Genomic DNA, 19,961 nt, shown 5'->3' with positions numbered 1-19,961 from the left:
CAAGTTATCCACAACCTGTGTATCGACTGATTGTGGCTTCCCGCCGGACCCCTGTCCTACCTGCCCCCGGCTGAATCAGCGCTGACGCGGGTTCACCTGTCGAACGATCGACTAGCTTGTCCAGTTTTGCACGGTCGCGGCCACAGCCCCCTGACGCTCACCGGCAAACGGGCACGCTAACAGCGTTCTCCACAACGCTTCAACCGTCGGACCGGTGCGGGCAGGCCGAACATCGGCGAAAACTGCCCCTTCCTGCCTTGTCGTCCCTTGCTGACCGAATTTTTGGCACGGATCCGGCGGTGTTTGACGCCCATTGCGCCCGTGCGTAGGCTTTAGCGGCTGCTCTCTCGCCCTCTGCTAGGGTGATGGGTGCTTGCTGTCCGCGGTCGCCACCCCGCGCCTCGCCGGTCCGTGCACCAGCGGGCAGCATCGACCGTGGGCCACCCGTTGCGGTGGTCGACGGGCGGACCACCATCCGACCCCGTAGTCGACCGACCGGGGCTCGTACGAAGACGGAGAGCCTGACGTGAGCAAGCGCACCTACCAGCCGAACAACCGCCGGCGCGCGAAGACCCACGGCTTCCGGCTGCGCATGCGTACCCGCGCCGGCCGCGCCATCCTTTCGACCCGTCGCGCCAAGGGCCGTGACCGCCTGTCGGCCTGAGGGCCGATCGGCCCGGCCCCGGGGATGTAGACGTCGTGCTGGCGGCCGCGCACCGACTGCGGCGTAGCGGCGAGTTCGCCGTTGCGATCCGTGGCGGACGGCGTGCCGGTCGGGGCGCCGTCGTGGTCCACCTCGACCTCCCGTCCGTCGGGCCCGAAACAGCAACGCCAGAGCCGGTGCGTCCGGCCGGCGCGGAGCACGACTCCACGCCGGCACGCGCCGGCTTTGTCGTCTCCAAGGCGGTTGGCGGCGCGGTGGTCCGCAACGTCGTCCGTCGCCGGTTGCGGCATCTGGTCCGGGAACGGCTGGCCACGCTGCCGGAGGGGACAACCCTCGTCGTACGGGCGCTGCCCGGTGCCGGCGAGCTGACGTACGACCGGCTCGGAGCCGACCTGGACGCGGCCATCGCCGCGGCCCGACGGCCCCGGCGCTCGGGGCGGCGAGCCGAATGAGTGGCACTACCGGGAGGTCCCGGCCCACCACACTCGGTGCCCGTGTGCTGGCAGGAGCCATCGTCGCGTACCGTCGTTGGATAAGCCCGGCGCTGCCGGCCCGCTGTCGGTTCTACCCGTCGTGCAGCGCATACGCCCTGGAGGCGGTGATGCGGCACGGTGCCCTCCGGGGAACCGGCCTCGCGGTCTGGCGGCTGTCGCGCTGCCACCCTTTCCACCCAGGTGGATATGACCCGGTACCGGAGCCGGGCGGCCGCCGACATGCCGATGTGACTGGAGCCCCGAATTGAGTCTCGACTGGATCTACTGGGCGATCTCGTGGATCCTGCTGATCTGGCACTCCGCGTGGGACGCGATCGGGGTCCCGGCGGCAGCGGCCCTCGGTACGAACTGGGCCTGGATCCTCTCGATCATCTTCCTGGTGATCACCGTCCGGGTGATCCTCTTCCCGGTCTTCGTCAAGCAGATCAAGTCCCAGCGGGCGATGCAAGCCCTCGCCCCCCAGATCAAGGCGTTGCAGGAAAAGCACAAGGGTGACCGGGAGACGCTCCAGAAGGAAACGATGGAGCTGTACCGGAAGGAGAAGGCCAACCCGCTGATGGGTTGCCTTCCGATGTTCCTGCAGATCCCGGTCTTCCTCGGCCTCTTCCACGTGCTCCGGCGGCTCAACCCGGACAACCCGCAGCCGACGATCTACGGCTGGAGTCTGGACCAGTTCACCAGCGCGTCCAACGCGAAACTCTTCACCGCCCCGATCTCCGGCCGATTCGGCTCGACCGCGGCCGAGATGAGCGCCCTGGGCGCCAACCCGACCACGGTGAAGATCATGGCGGGCATCCTGGTCCTCATCATGATCGCGACCACCTACCTGACCAGCCGTCAGATGATCCTCAAGACCGGCTGGGCGCAGGACCCGCAGCAGCGCATGATCCAGCGGTTGATGCTCTACGGCATCCCGGCCTCGCTGCTCATCTCCGGCGCGATCTTCCCGATCGGCGTGATCATCTACTGGGTCACCAACAACCTCTTCACCCTCGGCCAGCAGCAGTGGGTGCTCCGCAAGTACCCGCCGCCGCCCACCGCAAGCCTGCCCGGCCTGCCCGGCTCCGGTTCGCGGACCAGCGGCACCGGTAACCGCCAGGGCACGGGCAACCGGCCGGGCACCGGCGGCAAGGCGACACCCGCGGCCAAGCCGAGCGGTCTCTTCGGCCGTACCAAGGCCAACGGTGCCGCCCAGCCGGCCCCCAAGCCCGCCATCGACACCAAGGCGCTGGCACCGAAGCCGGGCGCCAAGCCGGTCAACCCGAAGAAGGGGCGCCCGGCCAAGCGCCAGGGCTGAGCTACCGGGCTGCCGGCGGTACCCATCCCGCCGGCAGCCCGCAGGAATCCGGAGTTCCAGGCAGCCGCCAGCGCGCCCGGCGCCGGAACCGGATTCCACCGCGCGCCGTCGCGGTAGCGGGCGAACCGCCCGAGAAGACGTGCCCGTGGCACTCGGCGACCTCCCGCCGGGCCCGGGAATCAGCGGACCGTACAGGTCCGGCCGAGCGAGTACGGAGATGAGACCGTGACCGACACCAGCATTCCGCGCGCCGATCAGCAGACCCTCGACGAGGAGACGGATCCGATCACGGTCGAGTCCGACGACGACCTCGACGACACCGACGACGAGGCCGCCGAGGGCGCCACCGAGGTGCGCGCGGAGACGGCGACCAAGGCCGCGACCACGGACGCCGACCTGTTCCGGCAGAGCGAGATCGCCGCGGACTACGTCGAAGGGCTGCTGGACATCCTCGACTACGACGGTGACATCGACGAGCTGGTGTCGGCCGGCCGTCCGGTCGTCGAGGTGGTGGGCGGCCGACTGCAACCGCTGGTGGGCCAGCGCGGGGCCACGCTGGAGGCGCTCCAGGAGCTGACCCGGCTCGCCGTCTTCCGGCAGACCGGTACGCCGAGCCGTTTGCTGCTCGACGTCGGCGGCTACCGCGCCAACCGGCGCAAGGAGCTTGCCGCGGTGGCGAAGAACGCGGTGGAGAAGGTCAAGGAGCACGGCGAGCCGGTACGCCTGGAGCCGATGTCCGCGTTCGAGCGCAAGTGCGTACACGACGTGGTCAACGCGATCAACGGTGTCGAGAGCGAGTCGGAGGGCGTCGAGCCCAACCGTCGCATCATCGTCCGCCCGGTTGCCTGACCGGGTGATGTCGTACGACTCTGCGGCTCACGCCGCCGCCGGCCCGGGGGGTGACACACCGCCCGGGCCGTTGCATGCCGCCGCCCCGGACGGGGTGGACCCTTCCGTCGCCCCCGACGTGTCACTCCCGGACGAACTGGTCGACGCCGCTCGTACACTCTTCGGCGACCGGCTCGACCTCGCCACCGCGTACGCGGAACTGCTCGCCACCGACGGGGTGCTCCGGGGCCTGATCGGGCCACGCGAGGCACCCCGGATCTGGGCGCGGCACCTGCTCAACTGCGCGGCCGTCGCCGAACTCATCCCCACCGGCTGCTCGGTGCTGGACGTCGGTTCCGGGGCCGGCCTGCCCGGCATCGTGCTCGCCATCGCACGTCCGGACCTGTCGGTCGTACTCGTCGAGCCGTTGGCCCGACGGACCGCGTTCCTGACCGAGGCGGTGACCGCTCTCGGCCTGGATTCGTCCGTGACGGTGCTCCGAGCGCGGGCGGAGGAGTTGGCCGGCGGCGGGCCCGACGGTGTGCCGGCCGACATCGTCACCGCTCGTGCCGTGGCTCCGCTCGATCGGCTGGCGGGTTGGTGCCTGCCGCTCACCGCGCTCAAGGGACGGGTGCTCGCACTGAAGGGCTCCTCGGCTGCCGAGGAGGTCACGGAGTACGGCAAGGCCGTCGCGCGGCTCGGTGGTGCGGCTCCCGAGGTGAAGCACTGCGGGGTCGGGCTGATCGACCCGCCGACCACCGTGGTGGAGATCGTGCGCGAGCGCCTGGTCGGCCCGGCGGCGCGTGCCGCCCTGGCCGAGCGTCGCGCGGCGGCCCGAGCCGAGTCGGGCCGGCGCGGTGGCGGTCGGGCCCGAGGCCGCTGACCCGCGTATTCTCGCACTCCGTCCGGCCCGGCTCTGGTTCGTCATGAACCGGAGCCGGGCCGGATTGGCACCCGTGCCGGAAGCGGGTGCCGTCGGTGGTCTCCGTGGACGAGCGACCGGCCGGGTGCCACGGGTACGGAGATCGGTTCGGTGCCGGAGGTGTCGGCATCGAGGCGGCGGCCTGTTGGCTCCGCTCGGATGGCGGCCGGCTGGGTCCGCTTGGATGGCGGCCGGCTGGCTCCGCTCGGATGGCGGCCGGCTGGGTCCGGTCGGATGGCGGCCGGCTGGGTCCGGTCGGGAGGCAGCCCGTCGGGTGACGGCGAGCGCCGTTAGCGTGTGGCTGGCCGAGCGGCTCGGCGAGGCGGGTAGCGGCCCGGGTGCGGCCGTTGTCCGGACGAGGGATCGTTCGGACCTCCGCGACCCGGAAGCCGGGTTCCGATAGAGCGCGATGCGCGGCAGTGGGGTCGCGACGACGCCGAACCGGGCGGGCAGGAGCTGTCGGGCGCGACCGAGGCGGGCGGCCAGGCCGGCACTTCTGCCGGGTTGGCTCGTTCCTAGTGTGGTTGCCTCGTTCGGAGGGTTGTTTCTGGCGGCCTCGGCGGGTGGACCTTGTTGTCAGCCATGGTCTCGTTGGCCCATCGGCCGTAGGCTGGCCGCGCGTCGATAGTGTGGACCGGGCGGCGGCCGGCGGACCTGTGGGCCCCTGCCGTTTCTTACCGGGCCGTAGGCTACAACCCGGAAGCGCGAAGTTATTGGGCGCTGGCGGTGCCGACCCATCCGAAGCTGGCAGGGATGACACGGTGCATGACAACGGTAGGTACGACGATCAAGCGATAACCGAAGCCCGGCTCTATCACCCCGATGGCCGCGATGTTTCACGTGAAACCGAGTACGAGGGCTGGTCGGCCGGAAGTCGAGCCCGGTTACCCCACGGGACCGACTCGACGGCGAGCCCGGCCGAGGAATACGGCCCCGTCTCACCAGAAGTCGATCGGGTGACCGCTCGCTTCGCGACCGGAACGGCGGCAGCGGACACGTCGACACAGGGGCGGCTGGTGGCGGAGCGGCACCGGGCCGACGGGCCGGCGGTCGAGGTGGGTGGGACAGCACGGCAGGTGCCCGTTTTACCGGAACAACCCGTACCGGTCTCGGCCGGTTCGTCGTACCAGTCGCCGGGAGTGGGTGGTCCCGTGGTGCAGCCCGACGTCGGCGTGCCCGTTGCGCCGGAGCCGCCGCCGGTCGCCCCGTCGGACACGCCCCCGCCCGGCACCGGACCCTTCCCGGAAGATCCGGGAAGGGACGCGTACGTTTCACGTGAAACTTCGTCTCGGGAAGAGGATGATCCCCCGTTGGCTATGGAGGCTATGCGCGCCGTGCAAATCCTGAACCCGAGTGGCGAGGTGAGCATGCCCCGCCCCACCCGGACCCGGATCATGTGTGTCGCGAACCAGAAGGGCGGTGTCGGCAAGACCACGACCACGGTCAACCTGGCGGTCGCGCTGGCGCTGCACGGTAACCGGGTACTGGTGGTGGATCTCGACCCCCAGGGCAATGCCTCGACCGGCCTCAACGTTCCGCACCACGCCGGCATCCCCGATGTCTACGACTGCCTGATCGAGAACGTGCCCCTGGCGGAGGTGGCTCAGGCGGTCGAGGGGATTCCGAACCTCTGGTGCGTACCGGCGACCATCGACCTTGCCGGCGCCGAGATCGAACTGGTCTCCGTGGTGGCCCGCGAGTCCCGTCTGGGGCGAGCCATCAACGCCTACCCCGGTCAGTTCGACTACGTGTTCATCGACTGCCCGCCGTCGCTCGGTCTGCTGACGGTCAACGCCCTGGTTGCCGCCCAGGAGGTGCTGATTCCGATCCAGTGCGAGTACTACGCGCTGGAAGGGCTCAACCAGCTGATCAACAACATCAACCTGGTGAAGCAGCACCTGAACCCCACCCTCGACGTCTCGACCATCCTGCTCACGATGTACGACCGGCGGACCCGACTCGCCGACGCCGTGGAGCAGGACGTCCGCAACCACTTCGGCGACAAGGTCCTCCAGGCGGTGATCCCGCGTAACGTGCGGGTTTCGGAGGCTCCTAGTTACGGTCAGTCGGTGATGACCTACGATCCCGGTTCGCGGGGTGCGACGAGTTATTTCGAGGCGGCCCAGGAGATTGCGGAGCGGGGGGTCAAGGACCCCGCCGGCCGGAATGCCTAGGTCGGTTGATTCGGTGGGAGGCGTGGCATGAAGAACCGTCCGCGGGGCGGGCTTGGCCGGGGTCTTGGGGCACTGATCCCCACTGCCCCGGTACCGGCGTCGTCGGGAGTGGCGACGGCCGAGGACGTCCCGAGCCGGATCGAGGCCACCGAGCCGATCGCCGACGACAGCGCCTTTTCCACCGCCACCGCCTCCGAACCGTACGAGCCGGAGCCGGTTGTCGAGTCCGGGCCCGAGTTGGCGCCGGTGCCGGGGGCACACTTCGCGGAGATCCCCGTCGGGTCGATCGTGCCGAACCCGAAGCAGCCTCGGCAGGTCTTCGACGAGGAAGCGCTGGAGGAGCTCAAGATCTCGATCCAGGAGGTCGGCTTCCTCCAGCCAATCGTCGTACGCCGCCTCGACGGCGAGCAGTACGAGCTCGTCATGGGCGAGCGGCGGTGGCGGGCGGCGCAGGCGGTTGGCCGGGAGGTCATCCCGGCGATCGTCCGAGACACCCGCGACGATGCGATGCTGCGGGACGCACTGCTGGAGAACATCCACCGGGCGAACCTGAACCCGCTGGAAGAGGCGGCCGCGTACCAGCAGTTGCTGGAGGAGTTCGGGGCGACGCACGAGGAACTCGCCCGACGGATCGGCCGTAGCCGGCCGCAGATCTCCAACACGATCCGGCTGCTGAACCTCCCGGCGCAGGTGCAGCGGCGAGTCGCCGCAGGCATCATCTCCGCCGGTCACGCCCGTGCTCTGCTGGGACTGGACGAGGCCGAGGCGCAGGAGGCGCTCGCGCTCCGGGTGGTCGCCGAGGGGCTCTCGGTGCGTACGACCGAGGAGCTCGTGCAACTGGCGATCTCCGAGGGAGCGGCGACCAAGAGCACGCCCGCGACCCGGCGGGCCAAGCCGCACGCACCGGCACTGACGGATCTCGCCGACCGCCTGTCCGATCGCTTCGACACCCGGGTCAAGGTGGACATCGGGCGGAGCAAGGGCAAGATCACGATTGAGTTCGCCTCGGTCGACGATCTGGAACGCATCGTGGGCATCATCGGCATGGAGGAGCAGGACGCTCCCGGCTGACCGTTGCGCAAGCTGAGCCGATGGCCGCGCCCGCCCGTCCCGACGGGCCGCGGCCATCGCTGTTTTCCGGGTACGCTCCCGCCCCCGGTACGCACCCGCTCTCGGTACGTCTTCCGATCAGCAGGCACACAGACCCCCCGCGCGTCTCGCCAGCGGTCGGCTGTTGCGGACTCCGAGCACCGGTCCGGCCGAGCACCGTCGCGACCGACTGCGCGGCCGGACTCGATGATGTGCGGTCCCGGCAGAGCGGCCTGAGATCGTCGGCCTGTTTCACGTGAAACAGTGCGGTGAAATTCGTCTGTTCCACGGGCGGTGTCGGCGGCCAGGTCGAGGTGGTGAGTCACACCGGGTCGGTGACGCCGGGTCCGAGCGGAGCGCGATCGTCGGCCGGCCCCTCCCCCCGGCCACGCCACCGGAGCGCAACCTGGCCGCGAGCGGGGCCGCGTACCGGTGCATTCGCCCTCGCGTGATGTCGAGCCTGCCTCTACTCCGGCTTTCGCGTGCTTCACGACGGCCGGCTCGGGAGAACCGAGACGGGCTCGGGCCCATCCGGCCCGGTTTGCTGGAACACGCCCGGGTGTCGTCGGTGGTGTCAACGGCGGCGGAATGTGCGGGGCAGCCGCGACCGGCGAGATGGTCGACCACACCGCAGGCGGATCGCCGACGACGAGGCCTCGTCCCCGGTGCCGATCGTTGGCCGCACTCCGCACGCCAGTCGTCTGAGGCGAGCGCCGGCAGCCGTTGGTGCCGCCGACGACTACGTCGGGCAGTGCCGTGTCGGGAGGCAGTCGCCGGATCCTGAGCAGGATCTAGAACAGACACATGTTCCGTCCCGTCCCGCTTCATCGCCCGGAGGACAGGACCGCAGATCGGGGCGGGACGGGGCGGGACAGGACGACACCAGCTGGCGGCAGAGGAGCAACCGGCGGGCGAACCGTGGCGGTGGGGAGTTCTGTGGGCGGTGGCGAGAGGCGCGGCGGGTCTGCGGCTCCGAGGGGCGGCAGAGGGCACGAACGCGGCCGCGAAGAGCGGCCGGAACCGAGGTTCGGGGCGCCTGCGGGTACCGATCGACAGGGTCCGCGAAGTAATCCACAGGGTTTGTCCACAGCCTGCCCCCGTTTCACGTGAAACCGCGCGTAAACCGGGGTGCGGGCCTGTGGATGACGGACCGAAAACCGGGTCTGCGGGCGCTTGGTTCCGGGGGTGAGCCGGTCCTGATCAGCGTCTTCCGCCGGGCTCGTGCCCATCTCGGGCGGGCGTACCGTCGAGGTGTTCATGGGGAGCCGGGTGGCACCGGAGCGAGCCCGTGATCAGCCGGGTACGCGTACCGGCGCGGGCCAAGATGGGGAGGGACAGTCGTCTGCAACTCGGTTAGGGTCAGCGTCGTGCCCCACACCCCTCTTTCTGTTCCAGACTTCGCCAAGTGGCCTTCGTTTCCCTTCGAAGGCGATCTCAGCGTCAAGCATCTCGACGACCCGGTCGACGTCGAGCCGGCTCGCAAGGGCGAAGGTTCGGCCGAATGCCTCTCCTGCAACGCACCGGATGACGCCTACATCTGGGTCAGTGAGCGTTGGCGGGTACGCGCCATGGACCGTCCGACCGGACTGCCGATGGTGCTCATCCTCGAATCCCGGTCGCACCTCGACCTGGGTGACCTACCTAATCTGCTCGCGGCCGAGCTCGGTGTGATGACCGTACGGCTGGAGCGAGCCATCCGATCCCTCGACGGCGTCGCCCGGGTGCACGTCAACCGGTGGGGTGACGGCTCGGCTCACCTGCACATGTGGTTCCTGGCGCGGCCGTACGGACGGCTGCAGTTGCGGGGCACCTTCCTGTCGCTGTGGGATGCCATCCTGCCGGCGATTCCGGAGGCGACCTGGCGGAACAATCTCGCACACGTCGCGGCCTGGCTGGCCGAGTTCGGCGGGCGGCCGTTGGCGGAGCCGCCGCGTATCCAGTGGCAGGCGCCGTCGAATCTGACCCAGCAGGCGGCAGCCGGACTGGGGCTGGAAGACCTCGAACTGGAGCCGGCAAGCTCAAGTGACGCGGCCGGTGCCCCGACCGGCACCGCTCCGGACGGAGCTATCTCGGACAACGCTCCGGCGAGCCGATCGGTGACGGACGAGTCCCTGGTCGCGTACGCCGAGGCGCCGCCGGAGCAGAGCGACCCGACCGAGCAGTCGGCTGATCGTCCGACCGGTTGATCCGTGGCGGACAGGGCGATGGGGAACGGGCGGGGCATCGGGCAGCCGGTGCCGCCCGCTCCCCGATGCAACGGGGCGGGGCCCCTCGGAGCAGTACCGGACAGTACGGGACACGGTCCCGTACCCGGCTGACCGGAACGAACGAACTGACCGGAACGAAGCTGGCCGGGACGCACTGACCGGAACGAAGCTGACCGGGACGCACGAACGTCAGAGTGTTCCCGTGCGGAGCAGATCGGTCCGGGGCAGGACAGGATCGGCCGGGACGGGACCGGCAGCGACCGCCGGACGCGGCGAACGGGTCGGGACCGGCCTGGACGGGCCGGGTGGCTACCGGGCACCGCTGGTCGACGCCGGGACGGAACCGGACGCTCTAGCGTCGCCGGGCCACCGCGCGGGCGACGAGCGAGCCGAGCAGCTTGCCGAAGTCGAGACCGGCGGCCTGCACCGCGAGCGGAAGCAGCGAGGTTTCGGTCATCCCCGGTGAGACGTTGACTTCCAGGACGTGCGGCCGTCCGGCCTCGTCGACGATCAGATCCACCCGGGACAGGTCACGCAGACCGAGTGCCGTGTGGGCGGCGAGAGCGGCGTCGGCGACCTCGGCGGCGACCACGGGTGTCAGTCGGGCCGGCGCGTGCCAGGTGGTCAGACCGGCCGTGTAGCGGGCCGCGTAGTCGTACACGCCGTTGCGGGGCACGATCTCGACCGCCGGCAGGGCACGGGGCCCGTCGCCCAGGTCGACGATCGAGACCGCCACGTCCATGCCGGGCACGTAGCGTTCGACCAGCGCCGTCGAGTCGTACGCGAAACAACCGACCATCGCGGCCGGCAGCGCGCCGGCGTCCCGGACCACGGCGGCCCCCAGGCCCGAACCGCCCTGCGCCGGCTTGACCATCAGCGGCAGCCCCAGCCGGTCGGCGATCCGGTCCAGCACCGCGACCGCACCGAGTTCGGAGAAACGGTCGTGCGGCAACGCCACCCAGTCCGGGGTCGGGATGCCCGCCTCGCGCAGTACCGCCTTCGCCGACGGCTTGTCCCAGGCGAGCCGGGAGGAGCGGGCGTCGCAGCCGACGTACGGGACGTCGCAGAGGTCGAGCACACCGCGCAGGGAGCCGTCCTCGCCGGTCGCCCCGTGCAGCGCGATCACCACCGCGTCCGGCGGGTCGACCTGTAACGCGGGCAGCAGCGCCACGTCGGCGTCGCGGAGTTCGACCTCGACCCCGACGGTACGCAGTGCGTCCAGCACCCGCCGGCCCGAGCGCAACGACACGTCGCGTTCGTAGGACAGACCGCCGGCCAGCACCAGTACGCGCAGGTCGGTGACGGCGTGCGCGGTGGGGTACAGCGGCTCGTTCGTGGGCGGACCGGAATCGGCAGGCGGCGTACTCATGCCGGAGATCATGCCAAGTCGGGACCCGGGGCGTCGGCGCCGGCCTGCCCGCGACGGCGACCCGCCACCGGACGGCTGACCGTGCCGAACACCTGGCGCATCGCCATCTCCTGTTCCATCACGCTGGCCAGCCGCCGGACACCCTCGCGGATCCGGTCCGGCGGCGGGAAGGAGAAGTTGAGCCGCATGTGACCGGTGCCGGTCCCGTCCGCGTAGAAACCGGTACCCGGCACGTACGCGACCCGGGCGGCGATGGCGCGCGGCATCATCGCCTTGGAGTCCAGGCCGTCGGGGAGCGTCGCCCAGACGAAGAGCCCGCCGCCCGGCTCGGTCCACGTGGTGCCGGCCGGCATCAGGTCGCCGAGCGCGTCGAGCAGCGCGTCCCGGCGTTCCCGGTAGACCTCGCGGTACGTCTTGAGCTGTTCCCGCCACGGCATGGTGGTCAGGTAGCTGGTGACCGCGGACTGGGCGAACGCGCTCGGGCAGAGGATCTGCGCCTCCGTGGCGATCACCAGCTTGTCGCGTACGGCGTGCGGGGCGAGGATCCAGCCCACCCGCAGGCCCGGCGCGAAGGTCTTGGAGAAGGTGCTCAGGTAGAAGACACCGTCGCGGCGGCGGGCCCGCAGCGGCGCGGGTGCGTCCCCGTCGAAGCTGAGCTGGCCGTACGGGTCGTCCTCGACGACCAGCAGTCCGGCGCGTTCGCAGATGTCGAGCACCCGCTCCCGCCGCTCGTCGGTCAGGGTCACGCCGGTCGGGTTCTGGAACGTCGGGATGGTGTAGAGGAACTTCGCCCGCCGGCCGCTCCGGGCCACCTCGGCGATGGCCAGCTCCAGCGCCTCCGGGATGAGCCCGTCGCCGTCCATCGGTACGTGCACGACCTGGGCCTGGGCGGCCTGGAAGACACCGAGCGCGCCGACGTAGGTGGGGCCCTCGGCGAGCACCACGTCGCCGGGGTCGAGGAAGAGCCGGGCGATCAGGTCGAGGGCCTGCTGGCCGCCGACGGTGACGACGACGTCCTCCGGGGAGGCGCCGCAGCCGACGTCGATGCCGGAGAGCGCCATCACCTCGCAGATGCGTTCCCGCAGGTCGAGCATGCCCTGGCCGATGCCGTACTGGAGGGTGGTGGTGCCGTGTTCGGCACCGAGCCGGCCGAGCATCTCGCCGACGGCGTCGAGCGGCAGGGCGGCGATGTAGGGGGCGCCACCGGCGAGTGACACCACCTCGGGTCGACTGGCCACGGCGAAGAGCGCTCGGATTTCCGATGCCGTCATGCCCCGGACCCGGCGGGCGTAGCGGTCGGTATAGTCGTCGAGCGTCGTGCCGGTCATGGCCTCTCCCTCGCTGCGCTCGGTCATGACATCCGTCCCTCGGTCATGACACACCTGATCGCAGGGTGCCGGGCAACCCTAGCTACACGGCACCGTTAATTCGATCGTAATCCGCGGTCGATCGTTACGGCCGTACAGCCGACCCGTGGTCCACATCCCGGACAGCGTGCGACGGCCCGACCCGCGACCCGGGTCGTACTGGTCAGCCCGACCTCTCCCGTGCCGCGAAGTTACGGCGTACGATCGCTCGTTGGGGGCAAGGCGCGGCTGTGGCGATATTTCGCGGTCTTTGGGCCTCCGACCGGATTTTTGGGGATACGGCGATGTCGCGACGTCTGGTCAGTCTGACCCTCGATACGCTCGAAGATCTGCCGCGCCCGTGCCGGCAGTGCGTCTACTGGGAGCTCGACCCGGTGGCCGCCGACCGGGCCTGTGCGGCGGGTGATCCGGGCCTGGAGAAGGAAGCCTGGGTCTCGCAGACCCTGCTGGAGTGGGGTTCCTGCGGCAAGCTCGTCTACGTGGACGGGATGCCGGCCGGCTTCGCCATGTACGCGCCCCCGGCGTACGTGCCCCGGTCGATGGCGTTCCCCACCTCGCCGGTGTCGGCTGACGCCGCGTTGCTGACCACCGCGCACGTGGTGGCCGCGTTCGCCGGTGGCGGCCTGGGCCGGATGCTCGTCCAGGGCGTCGCCCGTGACCTCACCAAGCGCGGCATCAAGGCGATCGAGGCGTTCGGGGACGCGAAGTTCGGCGAGGCCGGTGACGAGGCCGGGAGCTGCGTCGCCCCGGCGGACTACTTCCTCTCCGTGGGCTTCAAGACGGTACGTCAGCACCCCCGCTACCCCCGGCTGCGGCTGGAGTTGCGGACCGCGCTCTCCTGGAAGTCCGACGTCGAGTACGCGCTGGAGAAGCTGCTCGGCTCGATGAGCCCGGAGAGCCTGCTCCGGCCGGTCCGCCCGGCGACGCGTACCACCACCACAGCGGGCTGAGGGCACCGGCGGCAGCGTCGCGCCTACTTGACCACGCCGGCGGCCACCGCCGCGCGCAGTTCGCTGACGTCGATCGAGCCGGTCGGCACGTCCCGCTCCACCGGGAAGTACATCCGCTGTACGGCGGCGACGATCGCCTCGACCACGCGGTCCCGGAACCCGGGGTTGGTCAGTCGGGCCAGGTCGGTGGGTGAGGTGAGGTAACCGACCTCGACCCGTACGGCCGGCATCCGGGTGAGCCGGAGCAGTTCCCAGGTCTTCGCGTGCACCTGGCAGTCGCGCATGCCGGTCCGGGCCACGATCTCCCGCTGGACCAGGCCGGCCAGCCGCTCCCCGACGGTCGAGGTGACCCCGTTGTCGGTGCCGTAGTGGTAGGTGGCGACCCCGTCCGCCTCCGGGTTGGCGTGGCCGTCGACGTGCAGCGAGATGAACAGGTCGCTGCCGAGTTCGTTGGCGAGTTCCGCGCGGGCCAGGTCGGGCAGGGCGGCGGCCGGCGCCGGGCCGCGGGTGAGGTGCACCCGCATACCGGCGGCGACGAGCCGTCCGCGCAGCCGGTTGGCCAGGTCGTAGGCGAGTTCCGCCTCGGTCCAGCGCATCCCACCGGCGGGCACCTCGAAGCCCGGATCGGAGCCGCCGTGACCGGGGTCGATGACGATGACCTTGCCCATCAGGTTGGGGCCGGACTGCTGGATCGCGTCGGACTCGCGCAGCAGCTGCGGCCGTCCGCCGACCACCTTGCGACCCAGCCGGCGGAGCGCGTGCATGGTGTGTGGCCCGCAGGTGCCGTCCGGGGAGAGCCCGACCTCACGCTGGAACTGGGCGACGGCACGGGCGGTCTGGCTGCCGTAGATGCTGTCCGCCCGGCCGACGTCGTAGCCCATTTCGAGCAGCCGTTCCTGGAGTGTGCGTACGTCCTCGCCGGTGAGCGGTTCGGGAATCGCGTGGTACAGGGTGCGGGCGCCGAGTCGCCAACGGGCGGCGTCCAGGGCCCGCCACGTCTCGGCGCCGACCTGGCCGTCGACGCTCAGCCCACGGCTCTGCTGGAAGGCGCGTACGGCGTGTTCGATGTCCGGCCCGAATTCGTCGGTAGCGGCGGAGGGGTCGGCGGTGAGCAGGTCGAGGCCGAGCAGGACGCCTCTGATCTCGCTGACCGCAGGGCCACGGTCACCACGTCGAACCGGACGCACAAACGACCTCCCTCTGCGGGTGCTGTGTTCGGTCGGCCTGCCGGCGGGACAGTCGGGCCGGATCGTCCGGCGGTGTCCTGTTCGCCGGCCACCGACTGCTCCTGATAACGCTTCCGGAGCGTACCGTGACGCGGTGGTCACCGCCCTGACTTGACCGGATGCGGACCCGTCGACGGGTGTCCGTGCCGGCGGGGCCCGTCGGCGCCGGGGTCGCCCCTGCGGGTACGGAAACGCGCCCGTCACCGGTGGACCGGTGACGGGCGCGGACGAGCGGATTCGGGGGTGACCCCGCCGTGATCAGGTTGCCTAGAGCGCGGCCTCGATCAGCTTGACCAGGTCGCTCTTGGGACGGGCACCGGCCACCGACTGCACCGGCTGGCCGCCCTTGAAGATGGTGAGGGTCGGCACCGACATCACCCGGTAGGCCATGGCGGTCTCCGGGTTCTCGTCGATGTTGAGCTTCACGATGGTGACCTTGTCGCCCATCTCGCGGGCGATCTCCTCCAGCAGCGGGGAGACCTTTCGGCACGGTCCGCACCACTCGGCCCAGAAGTCGACCAGCACCGGCTTCTCCGACTGGAGCACGTCACTGACGAAATTCTTGTCGGTGACCGCCTTGGTTGTTCCCATGAAAAGACCCTCCTCCGGGCGTGCGCTTTCGGTTGTCTCAGGCTTCCAACGTGGCCAGGAAGCGCTCGGCGTCCAGCGCCGCGGCGCAGCCGGTGCCGGCGGCGGTGATCGCCTGGCGGTAGGTGTGGTCGACCAGGTCCCCGGCCGCGAAGACGCCCGGTACGTTGGTCGTGGTGCCGGGCGCGTTCACCCGTACGTAGCCGTTCTCGTCCATGTCCACCTGGCCCTGGAAGAGCTGGCTGCGCGGGTCGTGGCCGATCGCCACGAAGACGCCGGCGACGTCGAGCACCTTGGCCTCGCCGGTGTGTACGTTACGCAGCCGTACCCCGGTGACCTTGCCGTCCGCGCCGAGGACCTCCTCGACGACGCTGTTCCACTCCACCTGGATTTTCTCGTTGCCCAGCGCCCGCTCGGCCATGATCTTGCTTGCCCGGAAGCTGTCCCGCCGGTGCACGATCGTCACCTTGGACGCGAACTTGGTGAGGAAGCTGGCCTCCTCCATCGCGGAGTCGCCACCGCCGACCACCACGATCTCCTGGCCCCGGAAGAAGAAGCCGTCACAGGTGGCACAGGACGAGACACCGTGGCCGAGGTATTCCTGTTCGCCGGGGACGCCGAGCGGCCGCCAGGCGGAGCCGGTGGTGAGGATGACCGCCTTGGCCCGGTACGCGGTCTCGCCGACGTACACGGTGCTGACGGCGGCGGAGCCCGGTTCGCCGGTGTCGGTCAGCTCGACCCGGCTGACGTCGTCGGTGAGGAACTCGGCGCCGAACCGCTCGGCCTGCTTGCGCATCGAGTCCATCAGTTCGGGGCCGAGGATGCCGTCCGGGAAGCCGGGGAAGTTCTCCACCTCGGTGGTGGTCATCAGGGCGCCACCCGACTGCACACCCTCGATGATCAACGGTTTGAGGTTGGCCCGGGCGGCGTACACGGCGGCCGTGTAACCGGCCGGCCCAGAACCGATGATGATGAGGTTGCGGACCTCGTCCACTGCCGTCTCCCGAGAGTCTGTGTGTCGCCAACCGGTGTGGTCCATCGATGCCGACCAGTGGCCGGCCGACGATTCGACGACCGGCAACTGTTGAGCAGAACGTCATCCTACGAAGGGGAAATTCCCCGACCGGGCATCCGGTGGGTCACGTCACGCCGCCGGCCAAACAGTCGTGCGGAGTCGATTCACCCTACCTGGGCCTGGTAGCGGGTGTCCGCACCCGAGGCGGCCAGTCCGCAGTCGGCGCCGCTGACCCAGAACCAGCGGCCACCGGTGCCGTCGGTGAGGCTGATCACGAGTGCGGGAACTCCCTCGAAGGCGGCGTAGTCGACCAGGTCGAACGTGACCGGGCGGCGGCTGTGGGCGAGGGCGATCGCTTCGAGGCAGGCGGCGAGTGCGTTCCGGTCGGCCAGCCGGGCCAGGCCGGCGGCGAGTGGGCCCCGGTCGGACTCAAGCGGGGCGCTGAGGGTGCCCGGTGGACCGGCGCTGGGCGGGCTCGCCGAGTCGGTGCCGCTGCGCTCCTCGGTGCTGCCCGGCAGGCGGCTCGCCAGCGCCCCGGACAGGGTGGTGGGCAGGTAGTCCGTACCGCTGGCGATCAGGCGGGCGGGGGGCAGCGCGGCCGGCGCGGCCAGGTCGGAGGTGGCGGCCGGCCGGTCGGCGCTACCACCCGAGGTGACGGCGTCCTGAACACCGAGGCGGCTGAGTCCGAAGCCGGCGAAGGTGACCACGGCGGCGGCGACCGCCACCGCCCCGGCCAGGCGCGACCAGCGTCGCCGGGCCGCCCTGGTGGCGCGGTCCCGGCCGCCGGGCACCGGCTTGTCCGTTCCGGGTACGGCGGTGAGCCGGGCTTGTTCGGTGAACTGGGTCGGGATGGTGGGCTGGCCGAGTGGCCCCGCGTCGGCGAGTACGGCGGTGAGCCGGTCGCTGATCTCGGCCGGCATCGGTTCGGTGTCCGCCGCCCAGCCGGCCAGGTCCTGCCGGACCGAGTCGAACGCCCGGCCCAGCGCCGCGTACGCCGCCGCCCACTCGGGGTCCACCTCGATCAGGCGGGCGACCGCAGCCTCTTCCGGGGTGTCCGCAAGGACCCCCTCGAGATAGTCGGCCAGCAGGTCGAGGTCGACCTCGCTGGACTGGCCCGCGGTCACTGTTCCTCCTGCATGCCGTCGCGCCCGGATTGACTCGACCCCGATCGGACGCCGCCGCCGGGCACCGGGTTCCCCCGGGTGACCGACGGCACGTCCTTGCCGGCCCTGTTCGGTGCCGGTACGGCCGGTCCACGGGGACGTAGGTGGCCGAGGATCAGGGCGAGCCGGGCCCGGCCCCGGGCGCAGCGGCTCTTGACCGTGCCCTCGGCGACCCCGAGCATGATCGCGACCTCGGCGATCGGGTAGCCCTGCACGTCGACCAGGATGATCGCCGCGCGTTGCTCGGCCGGGAGCCTGGTCAGCGCCTGCTGCACGACCAGGGCGGTGTCGTGGTCGGGTGCCGGGGCGGCGGGTTCTACGCCGGACCACCGGCCGGTCTCGTCGGTCCGCGAACCGTCGGGCAGCGGAACCGTGGGGTGCGCCTGACGGCGCCGGATCCGGTCCAGGCACGCGTTGACCACGATGCGGTGCAGCCAGGTGGTGACCGCGGCGTCGCCCCGGAATCGGGCGGCGGCACGGTGGGCGGAGAGCAGCGCGTCCTGGAGGGCGTCGGCCGCGTCCTCCCGGTCGGCGAGGGTGCGCAGGGCCACCGCCCAGAGTCGGTCCCGGTGGCGGTGGAAGAGCTGGGTGAAGGCGTCCCGGTCGCCGTCGACGTGCGCGCGGAGCAGTTCCGCGTCGCTGAGTCCGGCCAGCCGGTCCGGGGCCCCGGCGGGGTCGGCCGGGGCGCCGCTCGTCTCGTCCGGCACCGGGGGGCTGGTCATGATCCGGCCCGGTCCGGTGGACGGGTGCAGCACGCCGGCCGGCCGATCACGGTTCCCGGACCGTGATTTCCTGGATACCGAGCCGGTAGTCACCCTTGTCGTTCTTGATGATGTCGGTGACCCAGAAGAGCAGGTACTGGTACTTCTTCTCGGCGTCGAACGCGCTGAAGGTCATCACCGTTCCGGCTCGTTCGAGCGGCTCGCCGATGATCTGGTACGTCGTGACGAGCTGGGTGTCCGAGGCCTTGCTCGACGGCAGGGTGGTGGTGCCGGTCTTCAACTCGGCGGTGGCGCCGGAGTTGGCCAGGGTCACCTGCACATCCTTGATGGCCCGGGGCTCCTTCAGGTCGATCAGGACGCCCATACCGGACTTCAGGTTGGCGAACTTCGGGCCGTCGTAGGAGTCGGACTCCCAGCCCTTGTTGACGTCGCCGTCCACCACCGCCGCCGCGCCGTCCAGCTCCTGGCCCCGGTCGGTGCCGGTGCTGACGATCCGGACGCTGTTGCCGTCGATCGGGATCTTCTTCGGCTGGGTGGTCGGTGCGTCGGCGCCACCGACCGGCGCGGTGGCGCCGGGCGGGGTGGTCGGCGAGGCGGTGCCGGAGCTGCCGTTGTCGGAGAGCGCGTTGATGCCGAAGTAGAGGCCGATCAGGGCGATCACCAGCAGCCCGGCCACCCCGGCGACGATCTTGCGCGTGCCGGCCGGGGCGGCCGGTGCGCCGACGTTCTCCTCGTCGTGGCTGGTGAACCGCAGCGGGCCGCTGTTGTCGAGGTACTGCTCCTCGGCGGCGGCGTTCAGCCGGCCGAGTTCGGCGGCGAGCACGTCGACCGAGGGGACCGCGAGCTGCGGGTCGAGCAGATCCATGGTCAGGTCGTCGAGGTACGCCGGCACGCCGGCCCGGACCTGCCGGGGGGCGGCGAGGGCGCCGTTGGCGTCCCGGACCCCGTCCGGCAGCGCGGAACGGCCCCGGCCGCCGGAGAGGTTCGCCTCGACGTGCGGCCAGGCCCCGGTGAGGGCGAAGTAGAGCACGCCGCCGACCGCGCGGGCGTCGGTCTCGATCGTGTCGTTGCCGTCGGCGCGGGCGTCGGCGAGCACCACCCGACCGTCGTCGCCGACCATGACGGTGCCGGGGTGGACGTTGCCGTGCACCATCCCGGTGGCGTGCACGGCGGCGATGGCACCGGCGACGGCGTGCGCGATGCTGGTGGCGCGGGCCGGTTCGAGGGGGCCGTCGGCGACCAGTTCCCGCAGCGAGTGACCGTCCACCCACTCACGTACGACGTACGCCCGCTCGTCTTCGTCGATGGCGTCGTAGACGCCGACCAGGTTGGGATGGATTACCCGGCTCGCGGTCACCGCGGCCTGGAGCATCTCCATCGCCGAGTCGCCGCCGGGGTAACGGAGTACCACGGCCACGGGTCGGCGGAGCACCACGTCGACACCCCGCCAGACCTGACGGCCGGCGCTGTCGTCGTTGATGTGCTCGGCCAGCTCGTACCGTTCGGCGAGGACCTCACCGACGGCGGGTGCACCGAAGGCCATAACGGGCGGAGTGACCTCGTCCGCCTCCTGACCTTCGCCGACCTGGGTCACCCGTCCTCCCTCGATGATTGTCGCGATCGATGGACCCGTGCTGCTGGGCATTGGTTTTCCGCTCTATCGCCGGTGGACCGGACGCTGGGCGCCATTCCATAGCGTAGGCGCTCTCCGCACCTGTCGAGAGCGACCTTACCTGGGATGGACTCATCCCCGACATGTCATCTTGCGGGCGTACCCGACCCGGTGCCGGGAGTATGCCGAACAGTCCAAGTACGACCGGTGTCATCCGCCTTGATGGCACCGGCAATTCCTAATCTATCGGTTCATTTCAACTACTTGCGCGAGG

At 70.7% G+C, this 19,961-nt stretch carries 18 protein-coding genes; 10 read left to right on the top strand and 8 right to left on the bottom strand.

From position 1 onward, the window contains the following. The first annotated feature begins 526 nt into the window (after positions 1 to 526). From rpmH to ACZ6QQ_RS00900, 9 genes are all read left to right on the top strand, one after another. A complete protein-coding gene (rpmH, locus tag ACZ6QQ_RS00940; RefSeq protein ID WP_091249168.1) occupies positions 527 to 664 on the top strand; it encodes a 50S ribosomal protein L34 in 138 nt (45 codons plus the stop codon). A 35-nt stretch (positions 665 to 699) separates the two neighbouring features. Beyond that, entirely contained in the window at positions 700 to 1,116 is a 417-nt protein-coding gene (gene rnpA / locus ACZ6QQ_RS00935) for a ribonuclease P protein component (RefSeq protein ID WP_465873233.1), read from the top strand. Then, a complete protein-coding gene (gene yidD / locus ACZ6QQ_RS00930) occupies positions 1,113 to 1,406 on the top strand; it encodes a membrane protein insertion efficiency factor YidD (RefSeq protein WP_465873232.1) in 294 nt (97 codons plus the stop codon). Before rnpA ends, yidD begins: the two co-directional genes overlap by 4 nt. Next, a complete protein-coding gene (gene yidC / locus ACZ6QQ_RS00925; protein ID WP_465873230.1) occupies positions 1,403 to 2,455 on the top strand; it encodes a membrane protein insertase YidC in 1,053 nt (350 codons plus the stop codon). The genes yidD and yidC overlap by 4 nt, the downstream gene beginning before the upstream one ends. A gap of 285 nt (positions 2,456 to 2,740) precedes the next feature. Beyond that, a complete protein-coding gene (locus ACZ6QQ_RS00920; RefSeq protein ID WP_465873761.1) occupies positions 2,741 to 3,304 on the top strand; it encodes a Jag family protein in 564 nt (187 codons plus the stop codon). A 7-nt stretch (positions 3,305 to 3,311) separates the two neighbouring features. Next, on the top strand, positions 3,312 to 4,166 hold the full coding sequence (gene rsmG / locus ACZ6QQ_RS00915; protein ID WP_465873759.1) for a 16S rRNA (guanine(527)-N(7))-methyltransferase RsmG: 855 nt from the start codon (positions 3,312 to 3,314) through the stop codon (positions 4,164 to 4,166). A gap of 1,094 nt (positions 4,167 to 5,260) precedes the next feature. Beyond that, positions 5,261 to 6,379 carry a ParA family protein gene (locus tag ACZ6QQ_RS00910; protein WP_465873758.1) on the top strand — a complete coding sequence of 373 codons (1,119 nt, stop codon included), beginning with the start codon at positions 5,261 to 5,263 and terminating at the stop codon, positions 6,377 to 6,379. A gap of 27 nt (positions 6,380 to 6,406) precedes the next feature. Further along, positions 6,407 to 7,450, top strand: a complete 1,044-nt coding sequence (locus tag ACZ6QQ_RS00905; protein WP_465873228.1) for a ParB/RepB/Spo0J family partition protein — start codon at positions 6,407 to 6,409, stop codon at positions 7,448 to 7,450. Between the two features lie 1,385 nt (positions 7,451 to 8,835). Further along, positions 8,836 to 9,654 (top strand): hypothetical protein, encoded by an 819-nt coding sequence (locus tag ACZ6QQ_RS00900; protein WP_465873227.1) that lies wholly within the window; start codon positions 8,836 to 8,838, stop codon positions 9,652 to 9,654. A 373-nt stretch (positions 9,655 to 10,027) separates the two neighbouring features. Here ACZ6QQ_RS00900 and ACZ6QQ_RS00895 read toward each other — a convergent pair whose 3' ends face one another. Next, on the bottom strand, positions 10,028 to 11,044 hold the full coding sequence (locus ACZ6QQ_RS00895) for a D-alanine--D-alanine ligase family protein (protein ID WP_465873226.1): 1,017 nt from the start codon (positions 11,042 to 11,044) through the stop codon (positions 10,028 to 10,030). Between the two features lie 8 nt (positions 11,045 to 11,052). Continuing rightward, on the bottom strand, positions 11,053 to 12,372 hold the full coding sequence (locus tag ACZ6QQ_RS00890) for an aminotransferase-like domain-containing protein (protein ID WP_465873757.1): 1,320 nt from the start codon (positions 12,370 to 12,372) through the stop codon (positions 11,053 to 11,055). A gap of 323 nt (positions 12,373 to 12,695) precedes the next feature. On the opposite strand from ACZ6QQ_RS00890, the gene ACZ6QQ_RS00885 reads away from it, so the two are divergent. Further along, a complete protein-coding gene (locus tag ACZ6QQ_RS00885; protein ID WP_465873224.1) occupies positions 12,696 to 13,361 on the top strand; it encodes a GNAT family N-acetyltransferase in 666 nt (221 codons plus the stop codon). Between the two features lie 23 nt (positions 13,362 to 13,384). Here the strand turns inward: ACZ6QQ_RS00885 and ACZ6QQ_RS00880 are convergent, their stop codons facing one another. The 6 genes from ACZ6QQ_RS00880 to ACZ6QQ_RS00855 all read right to left on the bottom strand — a co-directional run bounded on the left by ACZ6QQ_RS00880 (position 13,385) and on the right by ACZ6QQ_RS00855 (position 19,720). Beyond that, the gene (locus tag ACZ6QQ_RS00880) at positions 13,385 to 14,548 is read right to left on the bottom strand and encodes an N-acetylmuramoyl-L-alanine amidase (RefSeq protein ID WP_465873223.1); all 1,164 of its coding nucleotides are present in this window, start codon (positions 14,546 to 14,548) and stop codon (positions 13,385 to 13,387) included. A gap of 306 nt (positions 14,549 to 14,854) precedes the next feature. Continuing rightward, positions 14,855 to 15,178 (bottom strand): thioredoxin, encoded by a 324-nt coding sequence (gene trxA / locus ACZ6QQ_RS00875; protein ID WP_363596012.1) that lies wholly within the window; start codon positions 15,176 to 15,178, stop codon positions 14,855 to 14,857. A 37-nt stretch (positions 15,179 to 15,215) separates the two neighbouring features. Beyond that, the gene (gene trxB / locus ACZ6QQ_RS00870) at positions 15,216 to 16,169 is read right to left on the bottom strand and encodes a thioredoxin-disulfide reductase (protein WP_465873221.1); all 954 of its coding nucleotides are present in this window, start codon (positions 16,167 to 16,169) and stop codon (positions 15,216 to 15,218) included. A gap of 185 nt (positions 16,170 to 16,354) precedes the next feature. Further along, entirely contained in the window at positions 16,355 to 17,314 is a 960-nt protein-coding gene (locus ACZ6QQ_RS00865; protein WP_465873220.1) for a hypothetical protein, read from the bottom strand. Further along, positions 17,311 to 18,075 carry an RNA polymerase sigma factor SigM gene (gene sigM, locus ACZ6QQ_RS00860; RefSeq protein WP_465873219.1) on the bottom strand — a complete coding sequence of 255 codons (765 nt, stop codon included), beginning with the start codon at positions 18,073 to 18,075 and terminating at the stop codon, positions 17,311 to 17,313. Before sigM ends, ACZ6QQ_RS00865 begins: the two co-directional genes overlap by 4 nt. 46 nt (positions 18,076 to 18,121) lie before the next feature. Beyond that, positions 18,122 to 19,720: a protein kinase family protein gene (locus tag ACZ6QQ_RS00855; RefSeq protein ID WP_465873218.1), complete on the bottom strand. Its 1,599-nt coding sequence runs from the start codon at positions 19,718 to 19,720 to the stop codon at positions 18,122 to 18,124. Positions 19,721 to 19,961: the final 241 nt, after the last annotated feature.

This window comes from Micromonospora sp. NPDC049529 (genome assembly GCF_055586685.1).
Note: the sequence above shows the minus strand (reverse complement) of the source record. Positions and strands in the feature narration are given on the sequence as shown.

What these genes read in the sequence shown, in the direction of transcription:
- ACZ6QQ_RS00895 (WP_465873226.1), bottom strand. Translation starts at nt 11,044, where the DNA reads ATGAGTACGCCGCCTGCCGATTCCGGTCCGCCCACGAACGAGCCGCTG.
- ACZ6QQ_RS00890 (WP_465873757.1), bottom strand. Translation starts at nt 12,372, where the DNA reads ATGACCGGCACGACGCTCGACGACTATACCGACCGCTACGCCCGCCGG.
- sigM (WP_465873219.1), bottom strand. Translation starts at nt 18,075, where the DNA reads ATGACCAGCCCCCCGGTGCCGGACGAGACGAGCGGCGCCCCGGCCGAC.
- ACZ6QQ_RS00885 (WP_465873224.1), top strand. Translation starts at nt 12,696, where the DNA reads ATGTCGCGACGTCTGGTCAGTCTGACCCTCGATACGCTCGAAGATCTG.
- trxA (WP_363596012.1), bottom strand. Translation starts at nt 15,178, where the DNA reads ATGGGAACAACCAAGGCGGTCACCGACAAGAATTTCGTCAGTGACGTG.
- ACZ6QQ_RS00855 (WP_465873218.1), bottom strand. Translation starts at nt 19,720, where the DNA reads ATGCCCAGCAGCACGGGTCCATCGATCGCGACAATCATCGAGGGAGGA.
- yidD (WP_465873232.1), top strand. Translation starts at nt 1,113, where the DNA reads ATGAGTGGCACTACCGGGAGGTCCCGGCCCACCACACTCGGTGCCCGT.
- rsmG (WP_465873759.1), top strand. Translation starts at nt 3,312, where the DNA reads ATGTCGTACGACTCTGCGGCTCACGCCGCCGCCGGCCCGGGGGGTGAC.
- ACZ6QQ_RS00905 (WP_465873228.1), top strand. Translation starts at nt 6,407, where the DNA reads ATGAAGAACCGTCCGCGGGGCGGGCTTGGCCGGGGTCTTGGGGCACTG.